The organism is Pseudomonas cucumis (assembly GCF_030687935.1).
Lineage (GTDB): Bacteria > Pseudomonadota > Gammaproteobacteria > Pseudomonadales > Pseudomonadaceae > Aquipseudomonas > Aquipseudomonas cucumis.
Genome location: NZ_CP117454.1, coordinates 2023060 through 2035582, shown reverse-complemented (window position 1 = coordinate 2035582; position 12523 = coordinate 2023060). Strand labels below are relative to the sequence as shown.

Sequence of the window (12523 nt, the reverse complement as noted above, 5' to 3'; positions counted from 1 at the left end):
ACTGTAATACGGCACAGTGGGTCGCTGGCAAGTATCGCGTAAAAAACACCGCGATTGTACACAATGGAAGGTGGCAACACGACTGTACGGCTGTTTGACGCCCTCGCTGTATTGCAACGACCGGTTACTTTTCAGTTTAGGCTTGAACGCAGAATTGGAAGACGTCGCTACGGACATCTTTATCAGAACAAGGAACACCGCTGTCATGACCGACGCCACGCACACGCAGCTTCGCCCCCTGACTGACACGTCACCCTCGGCCATCGTCGCCGGGTTCATCGCGATGATGACCGGCTACACCAGCTCACTGGTGCTGATGTTCCAGGCCGGGCAAGCAGCGGGGCTGACGAGCGGGCAGATTTCGTCGTGGATCTGGGCGATCTCTATCGGCATGGCGGTGTGCTCGATCGGCTTGTCCTTGCGCTACCGCACTCCGATCACCATCGCCTGGTCGACCCCCGGCGCGGCGTTGCTGATCACCAGCCTGGGCGGTGTCAGTTACGGCGAGGCCATCGGCGCCTACATCACTTGCGCAGTGCTGGTGACCATTTGCGGCCTGACCGGCAGTTTCGAACGGCTGGTGAAAAAGATTCCGGCCTCATTGGCGGCGGCATTGCTGGCGGGGATTCTGTTCAAGATCGGCAGCGAGATTTTCGTCGCCGCCCAGCACCGCACTGCGCTGGTCCTGGGGATGTTCTTCACGTATCTGCTGGTCAAGCGCCTGTCGCCGCGCTACGCCGTGCTCGCCGCGCTGTTGATTGGCACTGCACTGTCGGGGTTTATGGGGTTGCTGGATTTCAGTGGCTTCCATCTGGAAGTCGCGACACCGGTCTGGACCACGCCGCATTTCTCCCTGGCTGCGACCATCAGCATCGGCATTCCGCTGTTCGTGGTGGCGATGACGTCGCAGAACATGCCGGGCATCGCCGTATTGCGCGCCGACGGCTACAACGTGCCGGCCTCGCCACTGATCACTTCCACCGGTATTGCCTCGTTGTTGTTGGCGCCGTTCGGCTCCCATGGGATCAACCTGGCCGCCATCAGCGCAGCGATCTGTACCGGGCCGCACGCCCATGAAGATCGCAACAAGCGCTACACCGCAGCCGTCTGGTGCGGGATTTTCTACGGGATTGCCGGGGTGTTCGGCGCGACGCTGGCGGCGTTGTTTGCCGCATTGCCTAAAGAGCTGGTGCTGTCGATTGCCGCGCTGGCGCTGTTCGGCTCGATCATCAATGGGTTGCACATTGCCATGGCGCAAGTGCAGGAACGGGAAGCAGCGCTGATTACCTTTATGGTCACGGCGTCGGGGTTGACGCTGTTTTCCATCGGTTCGGCGTTCTGGGGGATTGTGGCGGGGGTGTTGACGCTGGTGATTCTGAACTGGCGCAATGCCTGAGGGCCCCTTCGCGGGCCAAGCCATGCGCCTACAAAAAGCAGGCATAAAAAAACGGCGACCCTTGGGTCGCCGTTTTTTAGAACATCAAGCTACCGGATTGATCGGCTTTTCCGGGTACCAGACGTCGATCAGCGGGCTGACGGTTGCTTCGGTCAGTTCGCTGCGGCCTTTGAGCCAGGCTTCAACAGCGGCACGCTGCTCTTCGGAAACCGAGCCACGCTTCTGCAGGCACACCAGACCGAAGTCGTCGCCGCCAACATAGCCCAGACCGTTGGCTTCCATGGCTTCTTTCAGGAACGCGTCGAGGAAAGCATCAATGGCTTCATCAGCCAAATCTTCTTTGAAATCCAGGTTCAGTTCGAAACCCAGCTCTTGAAATTCATCGACGCACAGTTTTTTGCGCAGACGCTGGGAACGGTTAGTCGCCATTGGAACAATCCTCATAAGTAATAACGGGCCGCACTTTAGCAGTTTAAGGCGCCGATTGCCCGCCTCAGAACAGCGCTACACCTACCGCCGGTAAAAAAATAGCGGTTTAGCGGACCAGGGTACGGCACAAGCCGCTACACCTTGGGGCATAATGCCGACACTTTCATGACCGCTGAGGGAATTTATCTCCATGCCCTCGTCTTTTTCCCCCTCGGCTGTAGGGTTTTATTTCAAATGATCAAATCTTTGCGTCCATTGCTGCTGGCCAGTCTTCTTCTGCCCCTGGCCCTTCCTGTTTCCGCCGCGTCGATCAACACCGCCCTGTCGCCCAACGTCGAAAAGGCCCTCAAGGCCAGCAAGTTGCAGGACAGTGCCCTGTCGCTGGTGATGATTCCGCTCAACGGCCCAGGCACCCCAACCATTCATAACGCTGACGTTTCGGTTAACCCGGCCTCGACCATGAAGCTGGTGACCACCTATGCCGCGCTGGAGATGCTTGGCCCGAACCACCAGTGGAAAACCGAGTTCTATACCGACGGCACCCTCAGCGGCGGCATCCTCAATGGCAACCTCTACCTCAAGGGTGGCGGCGATCCGAAGCTGAACATGGAAAAACTCTGGCTGCTGATGCGCGACTTGCGCGCCAACGGCGTGACGCAAATCACCGGCGATCTGGTGCTGGACCGTGGCTTCTTCGTGCAGCCGCAACTGCCCGAGTTCAACGACGACGGCAATGACGAGAACAAACCATTCCTGGTCAAACCCGACGCGCTGCTGGTCAACCTCAAGGCCCTGCGCTTCGTGGCTCGCAACGACTCGGGCAAGGTCCTGGTGTCGGTCGAGCCGCCGATTGCCAGCATCCGCATCGACAATCAGGTCAAGGCGCTCAACTCCAAGCAATGCACCGGTGGCGTGCGCTACAACCCGGTGCCCCAGGCTGATGGCAGCGTCACCGTGACCGTCGGCGGCCAGTTGGGCGAAGGTTGCAGTTCCCAGACCTATCTGTCGCTGCTCGACCATGCAACCTATACCGCCGGCGCTGTGCGGGCGATCTGGAAGGAACTGGGCGGCAGCATCCAGGGCCAGGATCGTCTGGCACCGACGCCGAGCAACGCCAAGGTGCTGGCCCGGGCCTACTCGCCAGACCTGGCGGAAATCATTCGCGACATCAACAAATACAGTAACAACACCATGGCTCAGCAGTTGTTCCTGAGCCTGGGCCAGAAGTTCCGCACCGACGCCGACGGTGACGACGCCAAGGCCGCCCAGCGGGTGGTGCGTCAGTGGCTGGCGAGGAAAGGCATTACCGCGCCGCACCTGGTGATGGAGAACGGCTCCGGTCTGTCCCGCGCCGAACGAGTGAGTGCTCGTGAAATGGCCGCGATGCTGCAAGCCGCCTGGCGCAGTCCGTATTCCGCCGAGTTCATCAGCTCGATGCCAATCGCCGGCACCGACGGCACCATGCGCAAACGCCTGAAGACCACCGCGATGCGCGGTGAAGCCCACGTCAAGACCGGCACCCTGAACACCGTGCGCGCCATTTCCGGCTACAGCCGCGACGTCAATGGCAATACCTGGGCGGTCGTGGCGATCCTCAACGACAAGGCACCGTTTGGCGCTTCCTCGGTGCTGGATCAGGTGCTGCTGGATCTGTACCGCCAGCCGAAACTGCCAGAAACGGCTTCGGTGTTGTAACTCCCAACCTGAAGCGGACGCGGAGCGTCCATTGAGGCGTTCCCACGCAGAGCGTGGGAACGATTATCTTGGCTGGGTTAACTCATCTGCCCCTCAACCCGATCCCTTCCCGCCTGCTTCGCCGCATACACCCCTGAGTCAGCCCGCAACAGCAGCGCATCCGCGCCCTCTCCGACCTTCCAGCTGGCAATCCCGAAACTCGCGGTGACGATCCCGACCTCGTCGATCGGCGCGCTGCGCAATCCTTGCCACAACTCAACGGCCAGCACATGAGCCTGTTTGCCGTCGATATCCGGACAGAGCACCATGAATTCTTCGCCGCCCAGGCGACAGAACACATCGGTGCACCGCAGGCGACCGCCAATGCGCTCGCACACAGCCTGCAATACCCGATCACCCACGGCATGACCGTGCTGATCATTGATGCGCTTGAAATGATCGATATCGAGCATGATCACCGACAACTCGCCACCGCCGCGCTCGACCCGGGCCATTTCGGTGGTCAGGCGCTCCTGGAAGTAGCGACGGTTATGGATCCCCGTCAGGGAGTCGGTCACCGACAGTGCGCGTAATTCCTCTTCCACCCGCTTGAGGTCGGAGATGTCCGAAATGTAGCCATGCCACAGAACACCGCCACCGGGCAGTTCCTCCGGCGTCGCTTCGCCGCGGACCCAGCGCAGACCACGCTCGGGCAATTGCACGCGGTATTCCTCGCGCCAGGGGCTGAGGGTGTCCGCCGAGGCCAGGATCGAAGCGCGGACCCGACGCGTGTCCTGAGGATGAATCCGCGCAAACACCGCTTCGGCGTTGAGCAACAGCACGTCCGGCTCAAGTTCGTAGATATCGCGCATACCGTCGCTGGCGTAGATCACGCTGAAGCGCCCATCGAATTCCATCTTGAACTGGTAGATCCCGCCGGGCACATGGGCGCTGAGTTTCTTCAACAACAGGTCCCGTGCCGCCAGGGCTTCGTGGACCCGTTTGCGCTCGGTGATGTCGATACAGATCGCCAGGTGCCCGACCCACAAGCCTTGCTCGTCGAGGACCGGGGTGGCCAGCATGTTCACCGTCAAATGGCTGCCGTCGCAGCGGAGCAGCGTCCACTCCCGGGCTTCGTGACCGCCCTCTTCCCCGCCTTCGACCAACATCGCCTGACACGTCGGGATAGGTTTGCCATAGCGCGCGCTCAACTCGGCCGAGCGCGCTTGGAGCTCCCGGGGCAGGTGCAGACTTTCCAGGGTCATATGGCCTATGACCTGCGCACTGGCATAACCGAGCATTTGCTCCGCGCCAGCGTTGAAGGTGCTGATGACGCCGCGCAGGTCGGTGGCGATGATCGCTACCTGAGTCGCAGCATCCAGCACACCACGCAACTGCCCATGGGTGCCGCGCAACTCTTGCTCACGGTCGTGAAGTTCCTGGGTCTGTTGTTCGACCAGTTTCAACGCCCGTTGGCGCTGACTGACCAATACATACAGAAACACACTGAGCAGCAGGCTGAGCAGACCACCGAGCACCACCAGGCTGGTCACCGAGGAATGGTTGGCTTTCAGGAACGCGGCGCTGGGATGCATATCCACTTGATAATCATGGTCGGCCAGTCGTAGCAAACGTGTGAAGGACAAGTCACTGGCCCCCGCCGTGTTGGTCGACTCGTACAACACTTCATGCTGCTCATCGGTGGACAAGTCGAGGATCCGCACCGAGAGAGAGTCATGATTTTCTTCCGGCAGTCCGTCCGCCAGTAGTTGGCGCATGCTGATCACCGCCATGACATACCCGGCGGGCGCGGCGTTCGGGAGGTTCTGACGGATGACGGGTGCTACCAGCAACACGCCCCGCGAATAGGCGGGCTCGATGCCTACCAGATGCAAGGGTTGCGACACGGCCATGCGACCATTGCGATCGGCCCGCTCCAGAGTCGAGCGACGCAGGGGCTGGGCCAGTAGGTCATAACCCAGCGGCGTGGGCAGTCGGCTCTGGGTTTGGGTGTAGAGCACGGGTACGTATTCATCTCGCAAGCCGGCTGGTTGCAACTGACCATCGGCGTTGAGTTCTCGAAAGATGAAACTGCTCAAACCTTGTTCAAGCACCGCGCGCTCAAGTAGAGGCCGTTCGACGCGGGAAACCCGGGGAGCCCAGGAGTAGGCCTGGGTGCGACGCAAGAGAGGTTTGGCGTAACCGTCGAATTCCTCGCGGGACACCGATTCGGAATTGACGAAGAACCGGCGCAAGCCGTCGAGGCGCTGCTCCTGATCTTCGAAACGTTCTTCGATACGGCTGTAACGTTCACTGGCGAGCAGCTGGAAACGTTGCCGCAATTGCTGATGAAATTGATTGAACGTCGCCCAGGCCAGCAATCCCGTAAGAATCCCGCCGACGAGCAATACCAGCAGCGCGACCAGCCAGGCCGAAACATCTTCGCGGATAAAACCCAGGATCTTGGGGCGCACGGCGTGCAGCGACATAGATACAACTCAAAACGCCAGGTGCCGGAAAAGCCCATTGGCCATGGGTTGAGTTATAGCTATTAGCCACTAATTTGACCAGCACTGAAAGAACCCAAGAGCCTTTAAAAATCAAGGCCCTGTGGATCCAATCAGGCTCAAGTGTCAGCGAGCAGTGATCTTCCAGGCACGGTGGATCTTGCCATTACGGGCGAAATCCGGATCAATGGTCTGGGCGGTGATTTCTTCAACGGCATAACGCTCGGTGAGATTTTCCTCGAGCTGGAACTTGCGGAAGTTGTTGGAGAAGTACAACACCCCGCCCGGTGCCAGACGCGCCATGGCCAGGTCGATCAACTGCACTTGATCACGCTGCACGTCGAAGATCCCTTCCATGCGCTTGGAGTTGGAGAAGGTCGGCGGGTCGATGAAGATCAAGTCGTACTCGTCACGGCAGGCATCGAGCCAAGCCATTACATCGCCCTGCTCCAGACGGTTCTTGTCGGAAAAACCGTTCAGCGACAGGTTGCGACGTGCCCAATCCAGATAAGTTTTCGACAGGTCGACGCTGGTGGTGCTGCGCGCGCCACCCTTGGCCGCATGAACGCTGGCCGTCGCGGTATAGCAATACAGGTTGAGGAAGCGCTTGCCGGCCGCCTCTTTCTGAATTCGCATGCGCATCGGTCGGTGGTCGAGGAACAGCCCGGTGTCGAGGTAGTCGGTGAGGTTCACCAGCAGCTTCACGCCGCCTTCGTTGACCTCATTGAACTTGCCCTGTGCGCTCTGGCGTTCGTACTGTTTGGTGCCGCTCTGACGCTCGCGACGCTTGACCACCACGCGGTTCTTGTCGATGTTCAACGCCTGCGGGATCGCCGCCAGGGCATCGAACATCCGCGCCGAGGCTTTTTCCGGGTCGATGGATTTTGGTGCGGCGTATTCCTGAACGTGGACCCAGTCGTGGTACAAATCGATGGCCATGGAATATTCCGGCATATCGGCATCGTAGACGCGGTAGCAGTCGATGCCTTCACGCTTGACCCACTTGCCCAGCGCCTTGAGGTTCTTTTGCAGGCGGTTGGCAAACATCTGCCCGCCTTCGCTCAAGCGCGGTTGCTCGATCACCACCGGGGCCGGTTTGATCGGGTTGCCGTTCTTGTTGTACTTCTCGTACTTGCCCGGCGCTTCGATGTTCGACGGAGCATCGGATTCGGCCTGTTCACGCTCGATCTGACGCTGTTCCGGAGTCCGACGCTCGCCGGTGACGAACTGGTCTGGCGTGACCTTGATCAGCAGCAATTTGCACGGCAAGGCGCCGTTCCAGAACGAATACTGCTTGTGGCTGCGGATGCCCATGCGCTTGCCCAGGTCCGGGGCGCCGGTAAACACCGCCGCTTCCCAGTTCAGGCACGCCTGACGCAGACGTTCGCCGAGATTCTGGTAGAGGTAGAGCAGGCTCGCCTCATCGCCCAGACGCTCGCCATAGGGAGGGTTGCAGATCACCAGGCCTTTCTGGTTCTGGTCCGGGCGCGGCTCGAACGTCGCGACTTCGCCCTGGTAGATCTTGATCCACTCGCTCAGGCCGGCACGTTCGACGTTATTGCGGCCCGGTTGAATCAGGCGCGGGTCAGCTTCGTAACCGCGAATCCACAGCGGTGGCTTGGCCAGGCCGGCTGCGGCGCGTTCGGTGGCTTCTTCGTGGAGCTTTTTCCACAGCGCCGGCACATGACCGAGCCAGGCGGTGAAGCCCCATTGCTCGCGACGCAGGTTTGGCGCCATGTCGGCAGCGATCATCGCAGCTTCGACCAGGAACGTACCGACACCGCACATCGGGTCAGCCAGCGCGCCGCCATCGGCGGCAATCCGTGGCCAGCCGGCACGGATCAGAATCGCCGCCGCGAGGTTTTCCTTCAGCGGCGCCGCGCCCTGCTGCAAGCGGTAACCGCGCTGGTGCAGGCTGTGACCGGACAGGTCGAGGGACAAAATCGCTTCGCCACGGTCCAGACGCAGGTGAATGCGCAGGTCCGGGTTGAGCTTGTCGATGGACGGACGATCGCCCTGCGGGGTGCGCAGTTTATCGACGATGGCGTCTTTGACTTTCAAGGCGCCGAAGTGGGTGTTGTCGATGCCCGAACCGTGACCGCTGAATTCGACCGCCAGGGTGCCGTCATTGAGCATGTGGTCTTGCCACTCGATGTCGAGCACGCCGTGGTACAGGTCTTCGGCGTCTTTCATCGGGAAACGCTTGAGCACCAGCAGCACCCGGTTCGCCAGACGCGACCACAGGCACAGGCGATAAGCGGTTTCCATGGTGGCCATGCCGCGCACAGCCGAGGTGTGCTCACGTGCTTCCTCAAGGCCAAGCCCGACGGCTTCCTCGATGAGCAGGCCTTCAAGGCCTTTTGGGCAAGTGAGGAAGAGTTCGAAACGATCGGACATGGTAATTCCAGAGCCTTTAGCTAAGTGAACCGGCAACGCATTGCCGATCCGGTTTTCAATCAGGCGTTTTTCTAACAGAACGCCCGCGTGGCACGAAGGTGTGCCGTCCCACCCTGACTGCTCGGGTTAAAAGAGCTTAGATGCCAGGGCAGATAAAAAAGTTAATGCAACAAAATGTCATAAGTCGACCCTTCGTCGAATAGTCCCCAGGTGAACGGGTGTCATTCTCGTTAAAGGCCTCCCCCCTCTCATCCCGCGCAGGGCCGATCATACCGGGCTTTGGCCAATAAACACGGGACAAATATCGTGTTACTTATGGCCATAGCATCTTTATGGTTACGTTCTTATGACAAAACGATCATTCCCTCGATGTGACGCATTGGTTAGAACTCAACTCAGGTTGACGTCGCAACGGCGTCAACACCTTGGCTCGCGACGCCGGCAGCGAGCCGCCAACGGCAGGATTTTTCTGCCTGACCTCGATTGAGGTCGACGCGATAAATACAGTCAACAAGTGAGGGCAACACCCTATGAGAAGACTTAAGCGTGATCCGTTGGAAAGAGCATTTTTGCGCGGATATCAATATGGCGTTGGTGGTAAATCCCGTGAGCTTTGCCCTTTTACTCTACCGTCGGTACGCCAAGCCTGGATCAATGGCTGGCGAGAAGGACGCGGCGACAACTGGGACGGTATGACCGGCACTGCGGGAATCCACAGACTCAACGAACTTCACGCCGTCGGCTAATACAGGGCACACACTCCGACACGACAATCTGATTACGCAACGACTTAACCACGCACGTCCCATCCGGACGGCGGGCTTCGGCCCAGGGGCTCCTTCGAGGAGCCCTTTTTTATGTTCAACTCATTAACCGACCGTTGTAGCAGCTGCCGAGCCTGCGAGGCTGCGTTCGGCGGCGAAGCCGTCGTAAACCCTGCATACACGGTGTACCTCTAATACCGCGTTGTCTGATTTCACGACGGCTTCGCCGCCGAACGCAGCCTCGCAGGCTCGGCAGCTGCTACAAATCAGCGTAGGGCGGCGATGGCATCTACCGATTCACGAATCAACGCCGGGCCTTTATAGATAAAGCCCGAATAGATCTGCACCAAACTCGCACCCGCGGCGATTTTCTCAGCCGCGTGCTTGCCTTCGGTGATGCCGCCCACGGCAATGATCGGCAAGCGACCGGCCAGTTCCGCCGCCAGCACCTTCACCGTGTGGGTGCTCTTGTCGCGAACCGGTGCGCCGGACAAACCGCCCGCCTCGTCGCCATGTTCCAGGCCTTCGACGCCAACGCGACTCAGGGTGGTGTTGGTGGCGATCACCGCATCCATCCCGGTTTCGATCAACGCTTGGGCGACTTGAGCGGTTTCTTCGTCTGTCATGTCTGGCGCGATCTTGATCGCCAGCGGAACATGCTTGCCATGACGCAGGGCCAGTTCCGCCCGGCGGGTGGCCAGGTCGGCGAGCAATTGCTTGAGCGAATCGCCGAATTGCAGGCTGCGCAGGCCCGGGGTGTTCGGCGAACTGACGTTGACCGTCACGTAGCTGGCGTGGGCATAAACCTTGTCCAGGCAGATCAGGTAATCGTCAACCGCGCGCTCAACCGGCGTATCGAAATTCTTGCCGATGTTGATGCCCAGCACGCCCTTGTACTTGGCCGCCGCCACGCGAGCGAGCAAGTGATCGACGCCAAGGTTGTTGAAGCCCATGCGGTTGATGATCGCCTCGGCGTCCGGCAAACGGAAAATCCGTGGTTTCGGGTTGCCCGGTTGCGGACGCGGAGTGATGGTGCCGATCTCGACAAAACCGAAACCCAATTGGGCAAACCCATCGATCGCCGCGCCGTTTTTGTCCAGACCAGCCGCCAAACCCACCGGGTTCGGGAACTCCAGGCCCATGACCGTCACCGGCAATTTCGCCGGTGCCTTGCACAGCAAGCCGTTAAGGCCCAAACGCCCGCCCGCGCCGATCAGGTCCAGGGACAGATCGTGGGAGGTTTCCGGGGAAAGTTTGAACAACAGCTGACGGGCCAGGGTGTACATGGGCAGGCTTGACTCGGTTGGCGATGAGAGGCGGCGATTATAGCCGCGCATCGAGTCCACAGGCGAGGCGCACGACAAAATCATCCAGCGATGGCATATGCCTTGCACCGTCACAGGCATCAGCACTCATGCCAACGGCGGGATGAGTGGAAGGACAATGGCGTCGTCACCCGGCTTTGCCCACGCAAAGGCCTGGGACGACGCTTTTTTTTGGAAGGTGCGAAATCGATGAACGAACCATCAGCCGGCCCATTGGCCTGGGTCAATGGCAGCGATGCCCCGGAAAAAACCGTAATCAACCTCGGCTTCATGGCCCTGAGCGACTGCGCCTCAGTGGTGGTCGCGGCCACTCAGGGCTTTGCCCAACCCTACGGCCTGACCCTGAACCTCAAGCGCCAATCGTCCTGGGCCAACCTGCGAGACAAACTGGTCAGCGGTGAACTCGACGCCGCCCACAGCCTGTACGGCCTGATTTACGCCGTGCACCTGGGCATCGGCGGCGTAGCCTCCACCGACATGGCCGTGCTCATGGGCCTGAACCAGAACGGCCAGAGCATCAACCTCTCCCACGGTTTACAGGCCCTGGACGTGACCAGTCCTGAAGCACTGGACCGGCACGTGCACCAAAGTCGCCCAAAACTGACCTTCGCTCAGACATTTCCCACGGGCACCCACGCCATGTGGCTGTATTACTGGCTCGCGAGCCAGGGTATTCATCCTTTGCAGGATGTCGACAGCGTGGTGGTGCCGCCGCCGCAAATGGTCGCGCACCTGCAAGCCGGGCGCATCGACGGCTTCTGCGTCGGCGAGCCGTGGGCAGCCAGTGCGGTGCAGCAGAATCTCGGGTTTACGATGGCCACCAGCCAGACCCTCTGGCCCGATCACCCGGAAAAAGTCCTCGGCTGCACCCGCGCCTTTGTCGAGCAATACCCCAACACCGCACGGGCATTGGTGATGGCGATCCTCGAAGCCAGCCGATTCATCGAAGCCAGCCGCGAAAATCGCCGCAGCACCGCGCAACTGTTGAGTGCGCCTGAGTATCTGGATGCACCGCTCGATTGCATCGAACCGCGCTTGCTCGGTGACTACGCCGACGGCCTGGGCAATCGCTGGCAAGACCCGCACGCGATGCGTTTCCACGGTGGTGGCGAGGTCAATTTTCCGTATTTGTCCGACGGTATGTGGTTCATGACCCAGTTCCGGCGCTGGGGTTTGTTGCGTGACGACCCGGATTACCTCGGCGTGGCCCGCCAGGTCCAGCAACTAGACTTATACCGTGAGGCCGCCACCGCTGTCGGTGTGCCCGCCCGGAGTCAGGAAATGCGCAGCAGTCAACTGATCGACGGCAAAGTCTGGGACGGCTCGGACCCGGCCGGCTATGCCCGCAGCTTCACGCTGCACGCCATGAGCGACAGCGTTCCCCTTCTCGCCAGCCGCTGACAGGAGCCTACGAATATGTTGCGTATCCTGCTGATCAATGACACTGCGAAAAAAGTCGGGCGTCTGAAAGCGGCCCTGACCGAAGCCGGGTTCGAGGTCATCGACGAGTCCGGCCTGACCATTGACCTCCCCGCGCGCGTCGAAACGGTGCGTCCGGACGTAATTCTGATCGATACCGAGTCACCGAGCCGCGATGTGATGGAGCAAGTGGTGCTGGTGACCCGTGACCAACCACGGCCGATTGTGATGTTCACCGACGAGCACGACCCCGACGTGATGCGCCGCGCGATCAAGTCCGGCGTCAGTGCCTACATCGTCGAAGGCATCCACGCACAACGCTTGCAGCCGATTCTCGACGTGGCCATGGCGCGCTTTGAAAGCGACCAGGCCCTGCGCGCGCAGCTCCACGCCCGCGACCAGCAACTGGCCGAGCGCAAGCGCATCGAGCTGGCCAAGGGACTGCTGATGAAGATGAAGGACTGCAACGAAGAAGAGGCCTACACCCTGATGCGCCGCCAAGCCATGAGCCGCCAGCAGAAGCTGATACAGGTGGCGGAGCAGATTATTGCCATGAGTGAGTTGCTTGGCTGAAGCCTTGCGGAGCCTGTGCAGGCGACTCGATCTCACTTG

Annotated in this window: 9 protein-coding genes; 5 read left to right on the top strand and 4 right to left on the bottom strand. The window is 60.3% G+C overall.

The features are described 5' to 3' along the window. The first annotated feature begins 205 nt into the window (after nucleotides 1-205). Nucleotides 206-1396, top strand: coding sequence for a benzoate/H(+) symporter BenE family transporter (locus tag PSH97_RS09295; protein WP_305448936.1), 1191 nt, complete (start codon nucleotides 206-208; stop codon nucleotides 1394-1396). Nucleotides 1397-1480: 84 nt separating this feature from the next. On the opposite strand, the gene PSH97_RS09290 is transcribed toward PSH97_RS09295, so the two are convergent. After that, a complete protein-coding gene (locus PSH97_RS09290) occupies nucleotides 1481-1825 on the bottom strand; it encodes a YggL family protein (protein ID WP_007896965.1) in 345 nt (114 codons plus the stop codon). 234 nt (nucleotides 1826-2059) lie between these two features. Between PSH97_RS09290 and dacB the strand changes: the two genes are divergently transcribed. Further along, nucleotides 2060-3520, top strand: coding sequence for a D-alanyl-D-alanine carboxypeptidase/D-alanyl-D-alanine endopeptidase (gene dacB, locus PSH97_RS09285; RefSeq protein WP_123720840.1), 1461 nt, complete (start codon nucleotides 2060-2062; stop codon nucleotides 3518-3520). A 77-nt stretch (nucleotides 3521-3597) separates the two neighbouring features. Here the strand turns inward: dacB and PSH97_RS09280 are convergent, their stop codons facing one another. Continuing rightward, nucleotides 3598-5988, bottom strand: a complete 2391-nt coding sequence (locus tag PSH97_RS09280) for a sensor domain-containing diguanylate cyclase (RefSeq protein WP_305448935.1) — start codon at nucleotides 5986-5988, stop codon at nucleotides 3598-3600. 144 nt (nucleotides 5989-6132) lie between these two features. Continuing rightward, nucleotides 6133-8403, bottom strand: coding sequence for a bifunctional 23S rRNA (guanine(2069)-N(7))-methyltransferase RlmK/23S rRNA (guanine(2445)-N(2))-methyltransferase RlmL (rlmKL, locus tag PSH97_RS09275; RefSeq protein ID WP_305448934.1), 2271 nt, complete (start codon nucleotides 8401-8403; stop codon nucleotides 6133-6135). A 530-nt stretch (nucleotides 8404-8933) separates the two neighbouring features. Here rlmKL and rmf point away from each other — a divergent pair. Further along, nucleotides 8934-9149, top strand: coding sequence for a ribosome modulation factor (rmf, locus tag PSH97_RS09270; RefSeq protein ID WP_003223300.1), 216 nt, complete (start codon nucleotides 8934-8936; stop codon nucleotides 9147-9149). 284 nt (nucleotides 9150-9433) lie between these two features. On the opposite strand, the gene PSH97_RS09265 is transcribed toward rmf, so the two are convergent. Next, nucleotides 9434-10453, bottom strand: a complete 1020-nt coding sequence (locus PSH97_RS09265; protein WP_305448933.1) for a quinone-dependent dihydroorotate dehydrogenase — start codon at nucleotides 10451-10453, stop codon at nucleotides 9434-9436. A gap of 228 nt (nucleotides 10454-10681) precedes the next feature. Between PSH97_RS09265 and PSH97_RS09260 the strand changes: the two genes are divergently transcribed. Both PSH97_RS09260 and PSH97_RS09255 read left to right on the top strand, forming a co-directional pair. Further along, nucleotides 10682-11893: a CmpA/NrtA family ABC transporter substrate-binding protein gene (locus tag PSH97_RS09260; protein WP_305448932.1), complete on the top strand. Its 1212-nt coding sequence runs from the start codon at nucleotides 10682-10684 to the stop codon at nucleotides 11891-11893. Between the two features lie 15 nt (nucleotides 11894-11908). Next, complete coding sequence (locus PSH97_RS09255; protein WP_008006986.1) at nucleotides 11909-12484, top strand: ANTAR domain-containing response regulator; 576 nt, start codon at nucleotides 11909-11911, stop codon at nucleotides 12482-12484. Nucleotides 12485-12523 lie beyond the last annotated feature (39 nt).